This window comes from Frankia torreyi (genome assembly GCF_000948395.1).
GTDB classification, from domain to species: Bacteria; Actinomycetota; Actinomycetes; order Frankiales; family Frankiaceae; genus Frankia; species Frankia torreyi.
In genome coordinates this window covers 28168-46645 of the sequence record NZ_JYFN01000032.1, presented here as the reverse complement: position 1 = coordinate 46645, position 18478 = coordinate 28168, and the positions used below count along the sequence as shown (strand labels likewise).

Here is an 18478-nt window from a genome sequence, read left to right as displayed (position 1 = left end):
NGATGTGGAAGTCGAGGGCGACGACGGGCAGCAGGCTCACGGTCCTGCCGCCGACCGTCACGTTGACGATGACCTGCTGGGAGATGGTCTCGTCGATCGCGACGCCGGTCTGGCGATCCACGTAGGCGACGATGGCGGACCTGCCGGTGTAGGTCAGCGGGATCGGGTCGGGCAGCGCGGCGACCGTCGCCGGGGTCAGGGCCGCACGGACGCCGGCGGGCAGCAGGGGCGCCAGACCGACGACGAGGCTCTTGGGCAGGGCCGGCGGCAGGGAGGCGAGCAGGTCGGGATTGCGGACCGCGCCCGAGGGCGAGATCCGGTAGACGTTGACGGACCGGCCACCGCGGGTGTCATGCCCGGCGTAGGTCATCGGGACGATGGTCCGGGTGGCCGGGTCATAGTAGGTGTACGAGCTGTCACTCTTGGGGTGAAGCGGAAAGGCCGAGGTCAACGCGCCCGTCGCGGGCTCGGTCTTGCTCCCGGCGGGTGGCGTCACACCCTTCAGCGTCGACCTGTCGACGGCGTAGCGGTAGCTGCTGGGTAGATCCTGACCGGGGGCGTGCACGGTGAGCGCGTCGCTGACCACGGCGGTGTCCCCGGCGGTGGACAGCACCTGCACCCGGCGGTCCACCGTGATGGGCAGGTGCGAGCGTAATGCGGAACTCGCCTTTCCGGCCTGTAAGGCCTTGCTGTCGAGCAGGTTCGCGGTGCCCTGGTAATGAACGGTCAGATCGGTGTCGCCAGGCAGTCGGGTGGCGATCGGAACGAGGACGAACCGCAGGATCACCGCCGCTACCACCACCAGGATCCCCACCACCGCCCAGGCAATGGACCAACGTCGAAAGGGCACAGCAGCCTCCTCAGGCCGGCCGGCGTCACAGTCACGCGCCGTGTCCTGCACCGGATCACGGAACGCCGGGACGCCTCGAAGGTCATGGCGGCAGTCGGGTTACGGCTCCGCGGCAGCACGTTCGCCTGGCACCGGGCGTCTCCCGACGCGGGGCGAGATCACCCCACCGCGTCGCCTCCCGAGGATGCCGGGCGGACAGGTTATCGACATCCCCCGAGCGAAGGCTGTCCGACCTTCGTCCGGGGGATGTCGACATGCAAACGGCCGAGGCCGCCCTGCCACTTCTGGTCGGGCACCACCGGAGTTCCTACCGCGTGACGGCGGGTCGGGTCGCCGGCCAGGGGCGGGAGGCACCGGCCCAGCCAAGACAGGTGTCGGATCAGGTGTTTTTACCTGTGACACACCTCTCGGCCAGGTGCGACGATCACTCGCCGACAGGCCACCGCGAATCCCGGCATCGAGATGAAAGTGGAGAAACTGTGCCCACGAACCCCCCAGAGAAGCCCGATGTTCTGTCCGCGGAGTTCGCGCAGGATCCGCACAAGTACTACAAGATCATGCGCGACCACTACCCGGTTTTACATGACGAGGCGAGCGGCTACTACTTCGTCGCCCGCTACAACGACGTAGCCAGGATCTACAAGGACTCGGTCGCGTTCTCCAATGAGAACTACGCGTTCCAGATGGAGCCGGTGATCGGCAAGACCCTGATTCAGATGAGCGGTCGGGAACATGCCGTCAACCGCCACCTGGTCACTCCCGCCCTGCGCGGAAACTATCTGCAGGAACTGCTGCCCCAGGTGGACGAGCTGGCCAGGGAGATGATCGACGAGTTCCGTCACTCCGGCCGGACCGACCTGATCGAGAACTTCACGAAGTGGTTTCCGATCAATGTGATCGTGAAGATGCTCGACCTGCCTCACGAGGACCTTCCCAAGTTCCACGACTGGTACTCGTCGCTGATGGCCTTTCTCGCCAATCTCACCAACGACCCGGAAGTCCACGCGTGGGGCATGCGTACGCAACGGGATTATCCCGCCTACATTCTGCCGATCATCGCCGAGCGGCGAAAGAATCCCGGCACGGATCTGATCTCGCGCCTGACGCAGGCCGAGATCGAGGGCGAGCAGTTCTCCGACGAGCAGATCAAGGCCCTCATCGGCCTGCTGCTCATCGCCGGCGGCGAGACCACCGACAAGGCGATCGCCAGTACCCTCAAGTACCTGATTCAGCACCCTGAGCAGTTGGCGGCCGTTCGGGCCAACCCAGCCCTGGCCACCCAGGCCCTGGTGGAGACGCTCCGCTATCACCCTCCGGTCCAGATCATTCTCCGCACCGCAACCGAGGACATCGACGTCTCCGGCACGGTGATCCCGAAGGGAAGCGTGGTCGCGTGCGTCAACGGCGCCGCCAACCGCGACGAGCGCCGTTTCAACGACCCGGACAAGTTTGACATCTTCCGCGAAGACGTCAACATGAACCAAGCCTTCGTCGGTTCAGCCGACCACATAGCGTTCGCTCTTGGTCGTCACTTCTGTGTCGGCTCGCTGCTCGCGAAACGGGAGGCGGAGACCGCCATCAACCAGCTACTTCAGGCCATGCCGGACATCCGCTTCGCCGACGGCAAGGAGCCCGTCGACGCGGGCATGTTCACCCGAGGGCCCGAGCGCCTCGATGTGGAGTTCACCCCCGTCACGCAGTAGTCGGCGGTGCGCGAACCAGGCCGCCCGCCGACCATCAAGCAGAGGTATCTGTCATGACAGTTGTCCAGGAGCTTCCCGCAGTCCTTTCCGCCACTACCTCGGTTCCGCACTACCGGATGTTCATCGACGGTCGGTGGGTCGACACAGAAGAACACTATGAGATCATCAACCCGGCCACCGAGGAGATCGTCGCGACCGCCGCGAAGGGCGGGATCGAACACGCGGACGCGGCGGTGGCCGCGGCCAAGCGCACCTTTGACGAGGGTGTGTGGCGCGGGGTGTCGCCGGCGCGGAGAGCCGAGATCTTCGATGCGGTCGCCTCCGCCCTGACGGCCCGTGCCGAAGAACTCGCCGTGCTGGGTACCCGCGAGGGCGGATCCCCGTACCTGCTGTCCATGGGCTTCAACGCGGGTCAGCCGATCTCCAACCTGGGCTATTTCGCCAGGCTGCTGCGTGGATACGAGTTCGAAACCCCGGGACCACTCGTCGGCCCGATTCTCATGGGTGGACTGATCCGCCGTGAACCTCTTGGCGTCTGCGTCGCGATCGTGCCCTGGAACTTTCCCCTCTCGCTGGCCGTCTGGAAGGTCGTACCAGCACTCGCCGCCGGCAACTCGGTGGTCCTGAAGACCGACGAGAAGACGCCGATCGGAGCCCTGGAGTTTGCGCGCGAACTGCGGGCAGCCGGTCTTCCCGACGGGGTCTTCAACGTCGTCACCGGGAACGGCGAGGAAGTCGGCGCGCATCTGGCGAAACACCCGGACGTCCGGAAGATCGCGTTCACCGGCTCCACCGAGGTCGGCAAGCTCGTCTCCCAGGCCGCGAGCACCAGCAACCTGAAGCGGGTCACCCTCGAACTCGGCGGCAAGGGCCCGAACATCGTGCTGGAAGACGCCGATATGCGACTGGCGGTCGACGGCTCGATCTGGGCGTTCCTCATGCATGCCGGCCAGGCGTGCGAGGCAGGAACCCGCCTGCTGCTGCCTGCCGCGGTTCACGACCAGTTCGTGGACCGGCTGATCGATCGCCTCAGGACCATCAGGATAGGCGATCCGCTGGACCCCGCCACCAACATCGGGCCTCTGATCAGCGCTCGGCAGCGCGACCGGGTGCTGGGTTACATCGAGTCCGCGAAGCAGGAGGGCGCGACCATCGCCCATGGCGGAGGAGTGCCGGCTGGCTTCGACCGGGGCTACTGGGTGGAACCGACAGTCCTGACAGGTGTCACCAACGAGATGAAGGTCGCGCGCGAAGAGATCTTCGGGCCGGTGCTGTGCGTCCTGAAGTACGACAGTGTGGACGAAGCGATCTCCCTGGCGAACGACACCGAGTACGGCCTGTCCGCCGGCGTCTGGAGTGCCGACCCGAACAAGGCGCTGGAGGTCGCGCGCCGGCTGGAGGCCGGCTCGGTGTGGATCAACGACTGGCACATGGTCCACGAGGAGTACCCGTTCGGCGGCTACAAGCAGAGCGGTCTCGGGCGGGAGCTCGGCGCTCACGCCCTCGATGAGTACACCGAGGTGAAGTCCGTCCAGATCAGCCTCGAGCCCAACATTTCCAACCATGCCTTCGGACTCGTGCTTTCGACACCGGCGCCCAGCTGGGAGGACTGATGCCGCGAGCAGCCGAGACCACATTCAGCGAATCGAGGGAGAGCAGATGAAGACGATAGCCGCGGTTCTCTACGAGGCCGGAAAGCCCTTCGAGATCGAAGAGCTTGAGGTCGTCAAGCCCGACGCGAACGAGGTTCTGGTACGATACGACTACTCGGGCCTGTGCCACTCCGACCTGCACATGGTGAAGGGCCACCTACCGTTCAGGCCGCCGATGGTCTTTGGGCACGAGGCGGCCGGCGAGATCCTCGAGGTCGGGTCGAAAGTCTCCCGATTAGCGCCGGGGGACCATTTCGTGGCCTCGTTCTTCCCCGTCTGTGGTCGTTGCCGCTGGTGCGTTACCGGCAACTCCCGGCTGTGCGACATGGGTGCGAACGGGCTCGACGGTTTTCTGCCCGGGGGCCGGTTCCCGTTCCAGGGAAAGAACGGTGACTACGGTTCGATGATGACCCTGGGCACGTTCAGCCAGTACGCCACCGTGCACGAGAACTCCGTCGTCAGGATCGACGACGATCTGCCGTTGGACAAGGCTGCCCTGGTCGGCTGTGGCGTCCCGACGGGATGGGGGTCCGCCGTGAACTCCGCCGGCGTTCGCCCCGGGGACACCGTCGTCATCTACGGCATCGGCGGCATCGGCGTGAATGCGGTCCAGGGCGCTGCCTACGCCGGAGCTCAGCACCTGATCGCCGTCGACCCGGAACCAGCCAAACTGGAGGCCGCGAAGAAGTTCGGTGCCACCCACACCGCCGGTTCCGCAGCGGAAGCCCAGGACCTGGTCATCGAGCTCACCAGAGGGGTCGGGGCCGACAGCACCATCATCACGGTTGATGAGCTGACGGCCCAGGTGGTCTCCGACGCGGCCGCGGCCACGTCCAAGGGCGGCACGATCGTGGTGACGTCGATGGGTCAGTACGAGACCGACACGATCAGCCTGTCCGGAGTGCAGCTGGCCCTGTGGGGCAAGCGGATCCAGGGCTCCCTGTACGGCGGCTGCAATCCGATGTACGACATTCCCAAGATCCTGTCCCTGTACCGCACCGGTCATGTGAAGCTGGACGAACTGATCACCAACGTGTACACCCTCGACCAGGTGAACCAGGGCTATGACGATCTCATGGCACACAAGAACATCCGTGGTGTGATCGCTCACGAGCACTGAGAACCAGGAGGTAGCGACGCCCGCGTCGACGCCCGGACGGCCCAGCACCCGGGCCGTCCGGGAAGGGCGCGACCTCGGCGCGACGAGGGATGAGTGAGAAAGCAAGCCGAGCGCGGTGGACCGAGCGGCCGCGTCGTCGACCAGTTATCGGGTTCTTTGGAGGTCGAACTGGCGACGGGTCATCCACGCCGCCACCTGTGCGCGTGAACGGAAGTTCAGCTTCGCCAGGATCCGGTTGACATGGCCCTCGACCGTGCGCCGGGAGATGGTAAGGGATTCCGCGATATCGCTGTTGCGTAGCCCCGCGGCGATCAGCCGGCTGATCTGGAGTTCCCGGGCGGTGAGAACCTCCTCCCGGTCCGCCGTCGGCGCGGGCCGCGTGGGCTCGGGCTCCGTGGGCTCGGGCTCACCGGAGGGTTCCTCCAGCGCGAAGTGGAGCGCGGCGGGGAGTTCCAGGTGGTGCCCGGCAGCGTACTCGGCGTCGAAGATCTCGTCGCCGAGCTCGAGTCGGGCCCGTGCCTCGCAGACGTCGCGTTTCTCCACCAGCGCCGAAGCGCCGAACAACGGGGTCATCCCGCCCATCGAGCCGTGCAGCATGCGTCCGATGCCGAGTAATCGAGCGGCCCGAGCGGACCAACCGGTATCGACGGCGTTCCAGGCCAGGATCTCCACGCACATGGTGACGCCGAGCCAGTCGCCGAGCGATCGCTTCAGGTCGATCGAGTCCCGTAACAGACTCGTGGAACTCGCCAGGTCGCCGCGGAGATGCTCGGTCAGGCCACGTGCCCACAGCACCCATGAGGTGGCCCACCGCTCGGCGTGCAGCGCCCCCTGAGCCAGCGCCAGATCACAGGCCTGCAGTGCCTTGTCAACCTCGCCGGTGAGGCAGTGCACGAACGCAAGCTGCGCTCCGCACAGGATACTGAGCGCGCTGGGCTGCCCCGACCTCTCGTGACCCTTCCTGGCGGCTTCGAGCAGATCGAGCGCGTGCGCGAAGTCGCCGTCGATCTGCTCGACGGTTCCGCGAAACTGGATGGCGCAGATGCTGGCGGTCTCATCTTCGATCTCGTCGGCAACCGATCGACACTCGTCGAGGTTCTCCCTGGCCGCAGCGTTGTTGCCCCGCAGCATCTCAAACCACCCCAGCACCCACAGCGCCTTCGCCCGGTCAGCGGACGGATCGGGATTCTCCACGAGGGCTCGACGCAGCCAGTGACACCCGTCCTGTAAATGCCCACAGGCATTCCAGTAGAACCACAGGGCCGCGGTCATCCGCAGACCGAGGAGCCGTTCGGCGGGATGAGTGAACGAGTACTCGAGGGCCGCGCGGATGTTGCCCAGCGAGCCTTCCAGCCTCTGCACCGTCTCCAACTGACGGTCCCAGAGAGAGCTCCGCTCGCTTTGTTCCGCGAGTTGAAGGTAGTAGTCGCGATGCCGGCGACGCCACACCTCCACCGATCCGCACAGCTCCAGGCCGAACATGCGGATGCTCTCCAACAGCCGGTACCGTCGCCCGCCGGCCCGGCCCTCGGTCCGGGTCACCACCGACTTCTCGACCAGGTCGCCCAGCAAGCTGACCACGTCGCTGGCGGTGATGCCGTCGCCCGCACAGACCTGCTCAACGGCCTGAAGATCGAAGGAGCCCGAGAAGACCGCGAGTCGTTCCCACAACGCGCGCTCGTCCGGCGAGGAGAGCTCGTAGCTCCAGTGGATCGCGGCCCACAGCGTCTGGTGCCGCGCCGGGCCGGCTCGGTTTCCGACCTTCAGCACGTCGAACAGTGCCATCTTCTGCGAAAGGATCTGATCGACCGAGAAGGACCTGATACGGACGGCAGCCAGTTCGATGGCCAACGGCATTCCATCCAGATGGCGACAGAGCCGGCCTATCGAGTGGAGTTCGTCGGCGCCGGGAGTGAAGTCGGACATGGCCGATCTTGCTCTGGCCAGGAAGAGGTCGACCGCGTCGCCCTCCGGAAGCGTCTCGGCCGAATCCCGCGGCAGCTTGAGCGGTGGCACGTTCCAGGTGAGTTCGCCAAGGATGCCCAGTGGTTCGCGACTGGTCGCCAGGACGCCCACATGCGGCGCACGACGCATGATGAGGCGGACCAGCCGCCCGCAGGCGGGCGCCAGATGCTCGCAGTTGTCCAGCAGGAGGAGCAGCCGATGGGTACTGAGATACCCGCAGAGCGCATCGAGCGGCGAGATACCCGATTCGATGCGTAGTCGCATCGTCTCCGCAATGGCCAGTGCGATGTGATCCGGATTGGTCACCTCGGCCAACTCGACGAAGGCGACTCCCCCGCTGAACTCGCCGGCGAGCCGACGAGCGGCCTCGGTTCCCAGCCGGGTCTTGCCGACTCCCCCTGGGCCCGTCAGAGTGACCAGGCGCGACGTCCGTATGGCGTCCTTGACGTGCATGACTTCGCGGCGGCGGCCGACGAAGTTCGTCAGGTCCGGAGGCAGGGTGTTGAGCTTCATCTCAGGAGATGGTTCGCGTGAGGTTCGCGCAAGAGGGCTCTCCCCGAGTGCGATCAGCTGTGCACGGAACGTACGCGACGTGAACCGGCCCGGGCCGGGTCGTGCTCGGCGAACCCATGGTCGCGGCCCCGATGGCAGACCCGGCCACCGAGATCCGCCGGACACGCCGCAGACTCAGGGATCCATGGTCGACAGTCACCTCATCGATAATCAATCGTACGCTCGATTTGTAGCGTACGTCACGTCAACCACGCCGTCAAGGCATGGTGCCCGCGACATTCGGAGCCTGTCCAGCCCCGACAGCCCGCTCGGCCCCGCGGGCCGAGCAGCCCGCGACGGCGGCGCCCGCCCCACGACAGGCGCCGGTCAGGCGGGTCGCACCACAACCCAAAGAATCAAGCGGTCGAACGATTGACAAGAACCGGTCGCTTGCTCGAATCTTGACCCAGGCCACCCGGGACCGGGGAGCCCGCGATCGCGGCGGCGGTAGCGGTGGCGGTGGCAGTGGCGGTGGAAGCACAGCCTCACCCGGGGCCGATACTCCCCCACCGACGAGGCCGGCCACACGCACCAGCCGGCTTATGCGTCATGTCCACGAACAGCACGACCCTCGCAACGACGAAGAACGCGCCGTGGGGCCGTGACGTGCGAACAAGGAGTCAGCGGGATGAATGTACGCAAGCATCAGGGGACACGGCTGGCGTCCTGGATCCGCGCGTTCGATCCGGCCGACGTGGAGCGATTCCGCGACAGCGGACAGTGGCGTGACCGCACGTTCCTGGACGACTTCCTGGACAACGTCCGGCGGTTATCGCAGAAGGCGGCCATCGTCTCGTACCGCAGCGGGGTCCCCTTACCCGAGACGGTGACCTATGGTCAGCTCGGCGCTCTTGTCGATCGGCTCGCCGGTGGACTGCTCGCCATCGGCGTCAAGCCCGCAGACGTGGTCTCGATCCAGGCTGCCAATGGTTGGGAAGGTCCGGCCATCGCCCTGGCGACCATGCGCATAGGTGCCGTACCGAACCCGATTCCGATTATCTACCGCGAGCGTGAACTGCGGTTCATGCTGGAAGATTCCGGGAGCAAAGTGTATCTCGCGCCGCAGCGGTTCCGCGGCTATGACTTCGCGGCGGCGGCGCAGCGGCTCCAGTCCGAGATCGACACCCTCCAGCAGCTCTACTTCTTCGACGCGGACGACACGATCGATCCCGAGACGAACTTCATGCGCTCGTTGGTCGACGTCAGGCGAGAGCTCGCCCCCGGCCTCGCGGAGACGCTCGAACCGCTGCGTCCCGGTGCCGATGACATCGCGATGCTGGTGTACACCTCCGGCACCACGGGTACGCCGAAGGGCGCACTGCACACCTACAACACCGCGTGGTCGGGATACCGGAACGTCATCGCCGACGCGCTGTCCCTCACCGCGGACGACGTGGCGTTCATGGCGTCGACGCTGGGCCACCTGACCGGGTTCATTCATGGCATGCTGGTTCCGCTGTCCATGGGCCAGAAGGTGGTCTACCAGGATCGGTGGGACGTCGACGGACTGCTCGACATGATGGGGACCGAGGGCATCACCTGGACGCTGTCCGCCACGGCCTTCGCGCTCGACATGATCGAGGCCCGGAAGAACCGCGCGCAGGCCCCGAGCGACACGATGCGCGCCTTCGCCTGCGGCGGCGCCTCGATTCCTCCCGGCGTGGCCGTCGCCATGCATGAGGAGTTCTCGACCAGCCTCGTTCCGCTGTGGGGTTGTTCGGAGACGGGGATCGCCAGCATCCACCAGCTCGGCGCCAGCGTCGAAACCCTCAACTCCAGCGACGGGTTCCCGGTTCCGTGGCAGACGATCCGCGTGGTCGACGCTGGCCAGAAGCCCGTTCCACCGGGCGTGATCGGGAACTTACAGGTCCGTGGCCCGGGCCTCTTCGCGGGATACTTCGGCCGCAACGACCTGACCGCCGATGCCTTCACCGCGGACGGCTGGTACGACACGGGAGATCTTGGTCGGGTGACCGACGACGGCGCCATCCGTATCGAGGGGCGTAGCAAGGACATCATTATTCGCGGCGGTCAGAACATCTCCGCCGTCGAGATCGAGAACGCCCTTTACACGCATCCGAACATCCAGGACGTCGCGGTGGTCTCCTATCCCGACGAGCGGCTTGGTGAACGGGTCTGTGCGGTCATCGTGGCCGACGGCAGGGAGCCCACGCTGGCGGAAGTGGTGACCTACCTCGACAAGGGCGGCATGGCGAAGCCGTTCTGGCCGCAGAAGGTGGCCGTTGTGAAGTCCCTGCCGCGTACCCCCTCCGGAAAGGTGCAGAAGTTCGTGCTGCGCGAGTCTCTTGCCAAGTCCGGCACCGTCGGATCCGAGTAGTCAGGGTGAGGACACGCAGCCGCGGTCACGGCTTCGACGCCGGTCCCGTCGGGATCTGGACCGCCACGCTGGATCCGCTGCCCATACCCCGGGCCGTCGAGCTGGCCCGCGAGGTGGAGGGCCTGGGGTTCGGTACCTTGTGGACGCCGGGTGACGCGGGACGCGAGGCCCTGACCACAGCCGCCCAGTATCTCGCCGCCACCACCCGACTCCGTATCGGCACGGGCGTCGCGAGCATGTATGCCCGCGACGCCCAGGCACTGGTGAGCGGGCGGCGAGTGCTCTGGGAGGTCCACGGTGACCGCTACGCATTGGGCCTGGGCGTCAGCCATGCGTCCTTCGCCGACAGGCGGGGGCACGAGTTCCGCGCCCCGCTCGCGGCGATGACCGAGTACCTGCAGCAGATGCGCGACGCATCCGTTCGTCAGCGGACGCCAGATTCCGCGCTCACCCTCATCGGTGCGCTCGGTCCGAAGATGCTCCAGCTGGCCGGCCGCTGCACCGGCGGTGCACTCACCTACAACGCGACGCTCGCGCACACCGAGGCGGCCCGCCGCGACGTGGGCCCGGACGCCTTCCTGGGGGTGACGCAGGTGGTGATCTGGGCCGACAACGACGCCGAGGCGCGCGAGATCGGCCGCCGCTACCTTGATTTCTACCTGAGACTGCCCAACTACGTGCGGCACTTCGAGCGGCTGGGGTTCACCGCCGACGACTTCTCGGGTCGCGGCGGTGACCGGCTGATCGACGAGCTGTTCGTGTGGCGTGCGGACGCGATCTACGAGCGTGTCCGGGCGCATCTGGCCCGCGGCGCCGACCATGTGGCGCTCAATGTGCTCGCCGCGGACCGCGATCACCCGCCGCTCGAGGGATGGCGATCTTTGACCACTGTCCTGAGCGACTGGTTGCACATAGACGAAAGGCCAGGTCGTGTCGGCTGAGCCAACGATGAACCCCGTCTACATCTCCGGCGTCTCCCAGCGGATCGTGGGCCGCGGAAAGCCTGCTCCGCCCTACCTGAAGCTCCTGGCGGACGCCGCCGCGGACGCCGTGACCGACGCGGGACTGGATCCGCACGCCATCGACGGGCTGGTCCTGTCCTCGTCCATCCCGCAGCCGTTCGCGTGCAACCCCGCCGAGCTTGCCGAGTACCTCGGCATCGGACCGGCCTACGTCGCGATGGCGCCCTACGGCGGTCGTCCCGCGACAGACGTGATCGGCATGGCTCGATCGGCCGTGAACGCCGGCCTGGCCAGCAACGTGCTGGTGCTGTCAGCCGACAACTTCGCGACGACCCTCGGGCTCGAGGGAGCGATCGAGCTCTACATGAAAAGTTTCGATCAGACCTATGAGCGGCCGTTCGGTCCCCTCATCCCTACCGCGTTCGCCCTGATGGCCGCACGGCACCTCCACGACTACGGCACCACCATGGAACAACTGGCCTCGCTCGCGGTCACCATCCGCCGGCATGGCCTGCTGAATCCCGATACGGAGGTCGCCGGCGAGCTGACCATCCAGGCGGTTCTGGACGATGTCGTCATCAGCAGCCCGCTGACCCGGTCGATGGTCGCCCTGATCTCGACCGGCGGGGCACAGGGCTTCGTCGTCACCAACAGGCCCACGGGCAACCGCGCCGTCGCCGTCAGGGGCTACGGCGAGTCCTGCGGTTTCATGAGCCTGACGCAGGCGCCGAGCCTGGCGCGGTTCGCCCACATCCGCGTCGCCGCGGACCTGGCCGTCGCCCAGGCCGGTATCACGCTCGACGACCTCGACTTCGTCGAGCTCTACGATCCGGCCACCATCGTCCCCCTGATCCTCCTCGAGGAGATCGGTTTCTGCGAGAAGGGTGAGGGCGGGGCGTTCGTCGAGAGCGGTGCCGTCGACCTTGGCGGGCGACTGCCCGTGAACACGCACGGCGGCACGCTGGCATTTCGCCATCCCGGCATGGGCGCGGCCCTGGACTCCGTCGTCGAGGCGGTCGTCCAGCTACGCGGAGAGGCGGGCGCCAGGCAGGTCGAGGGCGCCGAGCTCGGCCTCGTGCACGGTCAAGGCAGCTGGTTGGCCAACAACGGTTTCCTGGTCCTGGGAAGTGCCCGATGACAACGACCCCCGCGGAAGTGGACGTCGATCCGCTGGAGGACCCGGCCGCGTTCTTCTGGCGCGAGTGCGGTCACGGCGTCTTCTGGTTACAGCACTGCGACGGGTGCGCGAAGTGGCAGTACTACCCGCGTCATCTCTGTTCACATTGCTGGTCCCGAAAGCTCACGTGGAGGCGACCGTCCGGTCTGGCCGTCGTCGAGACCTTCAGCGTCGTCCACCGTGGCAGCGGCGCCTTCGCCGATCTGACGCCGTACACGGTTGCTCTCGTCAGGCTCGCCGAGGGGCCGACGATGATGACGAACATCGTCGACGTCGATCCTGACAAGGTCGAGATCGGCCTTGAGGTCCAGCTCGACTTCGCCCGCCGTGGTGATCGCGTACTGCCCGTGTTCCGAAAGGTATGACGGGGCCGGTGATGAACGAGACAGTAATGATCACCGGCGCGAGTGCGGGCATAGGCGAGGGTATGGCGCGGGTCTTCGCCTCACGCGGCGCGGATCTGGTGGTCACCGCCCGCCGCCTGGAGCGGCTCGAGGCGCTTCAGGCCGAGATCGAGGTCCGCCATCCCGGTCGCCGGGTGGTCCCGCTGCGGATGGACGTCACGGACCACGACCGCGTCTTCGAGGCGTTCGAGCAGGCGGTCGCGGCGACCGGACGCCTGGACCGGGTTGTCGTGAACGCCGGGCTGGGCAAGGGAGCACGGATCGGGGCGGGCCGTTTCGACGGAAACCGGGACACCGCCCTGACGAACTTCGTCGGTGGAATCGCGCAGTGCGAAGCGGCCATGCGCGTGTTCTACGCGCAGGGACACGGCCACCTCGTGGTCGTCTCCTCGGTCGTCGCGGCCCGCGGTATGCCCGGCCCGATGAACGTGTACGCCGCGTCCAAAGTCGCCCTGGCGCATCTGGCCGAGGGCATCCGTAGCGATGTCGAGGCGAAGGGGATGCCCATCTCCGTGACCACCATCCGGCCGGGCTACATCGACTCGGACATGCACGCCCACACCGGCCGTCGCCATCCGCTCATGGTCGACGCCGAGGTGGGCCACCGTGCGTTGGTCGATGCCATCGAGCGCGGAGGCAGCAACGTGTATGTGCCGCGGTGGCCGTGGACCGCGTTCGCCTGGGGCCTGCGCCACGCGCCCCTGGCCGTCACCCGCCGGATCGTCTGACCGCCATGCCGTCTGATCGCCATGCCGTCTGATCGCCATGCCGCGTGCGGCGGCGCCACAGCGAGAACCGACGCCACAGCGAGAACAAGGACCGGTCGAGAACAAGGAAGGGGATCTGCCGCGGTATGTCCTACGACTTCGTGACTGTCAGACACATCGGTGCGACGGGTGTCGTGTCCATCGACAACCCGCCGGTGAACGCCCTGCATCCTGATGTGGCGGTTGAGATCGAACACGCGGCTCGGGCGATCGAGAAGGACCTCGACCTGCGAAGCATGATCCTGATCGGCACCGGCCGATGCTTCGTCGCCGGTGGTGACATCCGGTACTTCACCGAGATCGACCGCGAGGGCGCCGCCGCCATGGCGCTGCGGGTCCAGAGGATGCAGCAGGCGCTGTTCGACCTTCGGGTTCCGGTCATCGCGGCCATCAACGGACATGCGCTCGGCGGTGGTCTTGAGCTGCTGCTCTCCTGCGACATCGCGATCGCCGAGGAACAGGCGAGGATCGGCGTCACCGAGGTGCAGCTCGGTCTGATTCCGGGGGCCGGTGGGACGCAGATGCTGTTCTCCGCGCTTCCGGTCGGCACCGCCAAACGGCTGCTGTTCACCGGCGACCGGCTGCCGGCCGGGGAGGCGCACGCGATCGGTCTCGTCGATCAGGTCTGCCCCCCGGGGGGCTCGTTGGAGGCCGCCCTGGCCATCGCCGAGCGGATCAACCGGGCTGGACCGCTCGCCGTGGAGGCCGCGAAGCGCTCGGCCAACTACCGACTGCGGCACTCGCTCGACGAAGGGCATCGGCGCGAGGTGGAGATCTTCGCCGCCCTGTTCGACACCGAGGACCACCGTGAGGGCATCACGGCCTTCCTGGAGGGTCGCGCGCCGCACTACCGGCGACGGTGAGTGACGTTGCGGACCGGCGATGGTGCGGACCGGCGATGGTGACCGGCGACGGCGAGAGGACAGCCGTGGAGGAGCAACGCGAGGTAGCGGTCGTCATCGGGGGCGGGGGCGGCCTGGGCGCCGCCACGTCGCACCGGCTCGCGCAGGCAGGCACGCACGTGTGCGTCGTGGACATCGCCGCGGATCCCGCGCAGCGGGTGGCGGCCGGACTGGTGGCGGACGGGTTCAGCGCATCGAGCCATGTCTGCGACGTGACCTCCTCCGCCGCCGTCGACCTGCTGGCCGCCGGCGTGGCCGAGCGGTTCGGGGCACCGCGTGTCCTGGTCAACCTCGCGGGCGCGGTCCGCAACGCGGTGCTGGCGAAGATCACCGATGCGGACTTCGAGCTGGTTCTCGGCACGCATCTGGTGGCGACGCTGCACACGGTGCGCGCCTTCGCGCCCGCGATGAAGGAGCGCGGCTACGGACGGATCGTCAACACCAGCTCCGTCGCCGCCAGGGGCGTGGTCGCCGGGATCAGCTACGGCGCTGCCAAGGGAGGTATCGAGGCACTGACCCGGTCGGCCGCGATCGAGCTCGCGAAGCACGGAGTCACGGTCAACTGCGTCGAGCCGGGCGTGGTCGCCACCGGCATGTTCCTGAGCACGCCGGGCGAGTTCCAACGCAGCCAGATAGCTCAGATCCCGGCCGGGCGGCCGGGCAGACCGGAGGAGATCGCCGCCTGCATCGCGTTCCTGGCCTCACGTGACGCCAGTTATGTGACTGGCCAGACGCTGACCGTGTGCGGCGGGCTGTCCGTCGGCGCACTCAGGTAAGCCGACAGATTCGTTGACGGTGGATCTACGGTGTCCTAATATCAATCGTACGCTCGATTCAATAGGAGACGCAGTGGAACTGGCTGTCGTGCACATCAACGCCCAGCGTGGATCCGAGCCCTACACGGAGATGGTCACGGCGGTGTTCGACAAGGTGAAGCGGGACGACACGGAGATCAGGCACCGCTGGGCGAAGTTGAAGCGCGCGTCGGACACGGTGTTCGGATACCCGTACCTGCTGAACTCGGTGGACGTGATCCACAACATCCTGGACGCGAGTCGGCAAGGGGCGCACGGCGCGATGGTCGCGTGCAGCGGTGATCCCGGTATCACCGAGGCCCGGACCCTGGTCGACATCCCGGTCGTCGGACCCTGGGAGGCCACGCTGCATCTCGCCAGCTCCTATGCCTACCGCTTCGGTGTCGTGACGGTCGAGGACCTCGCCTGGGCCGAGACGTGCCACAGTCTGATCGCCAAGAACGGGCTTCTCGATCGCTGCGTAGGAGTCGAGCGCATCGAGACCCCGTCTGCGCGGGCCTTCACCGAGGGCTTCGCGAATCCCGACTTCGTCGTCGCCGACGTCGAGCGCCAGGCGCGCAGGCTTGTCGACCGCGGCGCCGGCGCGATCGTGATCGGCAGCGCCGGGCTCAGCACCATGACCGCCGCCGCGGGACTGACCAGGCTCAAGGGTGACATCCCGGTGTTCGAGACCTTGAGCGTGGGGCTCAAGACCCTCGAGATGCGCGTCGACCTCACCGTCAAGGGCGGCCTGCCGCCCACCAGTCGTACCGGCTACACCCAGCGTCTTGCCGACGCGGACACCGACCGGGTTCGAGGACTGTTCGGGCTCTGAGCCCGTCAGGGTTCCGGGTGCAGCCGATTTCTGAGCCCGTCCGGTCGTCAACCCGCGGTCACCATCGTCGAAGGGATCCCCGATGTCCACCAGCTCCGTGGCGCTGTCCATCCTCACCGAGGAGGAGCGCGAGTTCCAACAGGTCGTGCAGCAGTTCATGAACAGCCACGTGCGTCCCATCGTCGCGGAGATGGAGCGTGCCGGTCAGCCACCGCAGGAGCTGCTCAGGCTCATGGGTGAGCAGGGAATCCTCGGCTGCTTCGCCCCGGAGGAGTACGGCGGCGGCGGGGGCAGCCTCATGACTCGCGCGATCGTGGCCGAGGAGACCGCTCGCGTCGACGCCGGCCTCGACGCGACTCTGTTCGTGAATCTCAGTCTGGTCGCCCGTCACCTCATCAAGCGTGGCACGGAGGAGCAGAAGAAGAAGTACCTTGCCCCGCTGATCGCCGGCGAGGCGTCCATGTCGATCTGCCTGACCGAGTCCCATGGCGGCTCCAACGCCCTGAGCCCTCGGACGACCGCACGCAGGGTGGGCGACGAGTGGGTCATCGACGGCTCGAAGACCTTCATCACGAACGCACCCATCGCGACGATGTTCATGGTCTTCGCCAGGACCAGCGGCGAGGATCGGCGCGCCCGCGGCGGTACCTGCTTTCTCGTCGATCGGGATACGCCGGGCCTCACCGTCGGCAAGCCTTTCGACAAGCTGTCCCTGCGGAGCTCACCGACCGCGGAGGTGTTCTTCGACTCCGTCAGGGTCTCGGCGGACCAGGTCCTCGGGGAGGTCGACAACGGTTTCTACTACATGCTCGAGGGGCTGGACCTGGAAAGGGTCTTCGAGGGGGCGTCCAACACGGGTATCACCCAGGCCTGTCTTGACCTCGCTGTCGAGTACTCCAGCGAGCGAGAGGTCTTCGGTCAGCCGCTGTCGACCTTCCAGCTGACGCAGGACAAGATCGCTCGGATGGCGACCGGTGTGGAGATGTCGCGGGTGATGTTCTATCACCTCATCCGTGCCATCGAACGCGGCGAGGAAGTGACGCGGGCAGCGGCGGTCCTCAAGCTCTACAGCTCGGAGGTGGCGGTCGAGGCCTCGCGCGAGGTCGTCCAGATCCTGGGGGGCTATGGCCTGATGGAGGAATACCCCGCGGCACGGCTCTACCGCGACGCGAAGCACCACGAGATCGGTGCCGGAACCAGCGAGATCCAAAAGCTGATCATCGCGCGGGAGACCTACAAGGCCGCGGGCAGGGGCAGGGGATGACGTTGTCGGGAACCATGTCGCTGGAAACCACCAACCGGTACCTGTCCGACGAGGCGCTCGAGCTCCGTGCGGTTCTGCGCCGTTTCATCGACGAGCAGATGCCGCGCAGCGCCGCCGCCGAGTGGGACAAGGCGAACGAGTTCCCTCGCGACGTCTTCGACCAGCTCGTGGGGATCGGAGTGGCCGGGCTGGCCATCCCCGAGGAGTACGGCGGCCTGGGTCGCGACATACACGCCACACTCATGGTGATCGAAGAGCTCTCCCGACGCAGCTCGGCGGTCGCGATCCCGTACATCATGGCGAGCTGTTACGCGGGAATGACCGTGGTGGAGTGCGCCAGCGAGGAGCAGAAGAAGCGCTGGCTTCCCGAGATCGCCCAGGGTCGCCTGCTGTTCGCCTACGGCTGGACCGAACCGGACGTGGGCGCGGACCTGGCGGATGTGCGGACCACCGTACGTCGGGACGGGAACGAGCTGATCGTCAACGGGTCCAAACGGTTCTGCACCGGGGCTGAGATCAGTGACTACATCTACACGCTGGCCACCTCCGATCCCGACGCTCCGCGCTACCACAACCTCAGCACGGTCCTCGTGCCCAGCCGGGCCGAGGGCGTGACGATCACGACGATCGACGCGATGGGGCTCAAGGGCAGCGGGACGACCGACGTCGTCTTCGACGACGTCCGGGTGCCCCTCGCCAACCTGATGGGGGGTGAGGAAGCCTGGAACCGTGGCTGGTCGCTCATCACCGGCGCCGGCCTCGACATCGAGAAACTCGAGGTGGCCGCCATGGCCCTGGGCCTCGGCGCGGCCGCCTGCGCGGATGCGCATGCCTATGCTCAGGAACGCCGGCAGTTCGGCGTCCCGATCGTCAGGCACCAGTCCATAGCGCACTCACTCGCGGACATGCGAGTCAAGCTGTATGCATCCCGCCTCGTGCTCGACGATGCCGCGGAGCTGGCGAACCGCGGCGTCCGCTGCGGCGTCGAGACCTCGATGGCCAAGCTGTTCGTGACGGAGACGTGCAAGCAGATCGTGCTCGACGCGCAGACGGTCCTGGGTGCCTATGGCTACGTCAAGGACTTCGACATGGAGAGATATGTGCGCGACGTATTGTTGATGCCAATCATCGGCGGATCCTCCGCAATTCAGCGGAACAACATTCACAAATGGTCACGGCCACGCTAGCGCGAG

Annotated in this window: 15 protein-coding genes; 13 read left to right on the top strand and 2 right to left on the bottom strand. The window is 66.8% G+C overall.

What is annotated here, in order from left to right; genetic code table 11:
- Position 1: 1 nt before the first annotated feature.
- Positions 2–850: porin PorA family protein (locus FF36_RS19280; RefSeq protein WP_242419364.1), on the bottom strand; the 849-nt coding region annotated here is incomplete at its 3' end.
- A gap of 254 nt (positions 851–1104) precedes the next feature.
- On the opposite strand from FF36_RS19280, the gene FF36_RS19275 reads away from it, so the two are divergent.
- The 3 genes from FF36_RS19275 to FF36_RS19265 are packed head-to-tail and all read left to right on the top strand — an operon-like array spanning position 1105 to position 5325.
- Positions 1105–2553: a cytochrome P450 gene (locus FF36_RS19275; protein WP_242419363.1), complete on the top strand. Its 1449-nt coding sequence runs from the start codon at positions 1105–1107 to the stop codon at positions 2551–2553.
- A gap of 53 nt (positions 2554–2606) precedes the next feature.
- Complete coding sequence (locus tag FF36_RS19270) at positions 2607–4166, top strand: aldehyde dehydrogenase family protein (protein ID WP_044886512.1); 1560 nt, start codon at positions 2607–2609, stop codon at positions 4164–4166.
- The gene (locus FF36_RS19265) at positions 4117–5325 is read left to right on the top strand and encodes a Zn-dependent alcohol dehydrogenase (RefSeq protein WP_242422631.1); all 1209 of its coding nucleotides are present in this window, start codon (positions 4117–4119) and stop codon (positions 5323–5325) included. Before FF36_RS19270 ends, FF36_RS19265 begins: the two co-directional genes overlap by 50 nt.
- 144 nt (positions 5326–5469) lie before the next feature.
- On the opposite strand, the gene FF36_RS19260 is transcribed toward FF36_RS19265, so the two are convergent.
- Entirely contained in the window at positions 5470–7803 is a 2334-nt protein-coding gene (locus FF36_RS19260; RefSeq protein ID WP_052681226.1) for an ATP-binding protein, read from the bottom strand.
- Positions 7804–8470: 667 nt separating this feature from the next.
- Between FF36_RS19260 and FF36_RS19255 the strand changes: the two genes are divergently transcribed.
- From FF36_RS19255 to FF36_RS19210, 10 genes are all read left to right on the top strand, one after another.
- A complete protein-coding gene (locus tag FF36_RS19255) occupies positions 8471–10180 on the top strand; it encodes an AMP-binding protein (RefSeq protein ID WP_044886510.1) in 1710 nt (569 codons plus the stop codon).
- Between the two features lie 5 nt (positions 10181–10185).
- A complete protein-coding gene (locus FF36_RS19250; protein ID WP_044886509.1) occupies positions 10186–11121 on the top strand; it encodes a TIGR03620 family F420-dependent LLM class oxidoreductase in 936 nt (311 codons plus the stop codon).
- A gap of 7 nt (positions 11122–11128) precedes the next feature.
- Positions 11129–12280, top strand: a complete 1152-nt coding sequence (locus FF36_RS19245) for a thiolase family protein (protein ID WP_044886508.1) — start codon at positions 11129–11131, stop codon at positions 12278–12280.
- Positions 12281–12297: 17 nt separating this feature from the next.
- On the top strand, positions 12298–12684 hold the full coding sequence (locus tag FF36_RS19240) for a Zn-ribbon domain-containing OB-fold protein (RefSeq protein ID WP_236706182.1): 387 nt from the start codon (positions 12298–12300) through the stop codon (positions 12682–12684).
- Positions 12685–12695: 11 nt separating this feature from the next.
- Complete coding sequence (locus FF36_RS19235; RefSeq protein ID WP_044886540.1) at positions 12696–13451, top strand: SDR family oxidoreductase; 756 nt, start codon at positions 12696–12698, stop codon at positions 13449–13451.
- Between the two features lie 125 nt (positions 13452–13576).
- Positions 13577–14353, top strand: coding sequence for an enoyl-CoA hydratase/isomerase family protein (locus tag FF36_RS19230; protein ID WP_044886506.1), 777 nt, complete (start codon positions 13577–13579; stop codon positions 14351–14353).
- Positions 14354–14388: 35 nt separating this feature from the next.
- On the top strand, positions 14389–15168 hold the full coding sequence (locus FF36_RS19225; protein WP_044886505.1) for an SDR family NAD(P)-dependent oxidoreductase: 780 nt from the start codon (positions 14389–14391) through the stop codon (positions 15166–15168).
- A 73-nt stretch (positions 15169–15241) separates the two neighbouring features.
- Positions 15242–16021, top strand: coding sequence for an aspartate/glutamate racemase family protein (locus FF36_RS19220; RefSeq protein WP_044886504.1), 780 nt, complete (start codon positions 15242–15244; stop codon positions 16019–16021).
- 82 nt (positions 16022–16103) lie between these two features.
- Positions 16104–17285 carry an acyl-CoA dehydrogenase family protein gene (locus FF36_RS19215; RefSeq protein WP_044886503.1) on the top strand — a complete coding sequence of 394 codons (1182 nt, stop codon included), beginning with the start codon at positions 16104–16106 and terminating at the stop codon, positions 17283–17285.
- 14 nt (positions 17286–17299) lie between these two features.
- Positions 17300–18472, top strand: coding sequence for an acyl-CoA dehydrogenase family protein (locus FF36_RS19210; protein ID WP_044886502.1), 1173 nt, complete (start codon positions 17300–17302; stop codon positions 18470–18472).
- Positions 18473–18478: the final 6 nt, after the last annotated feature.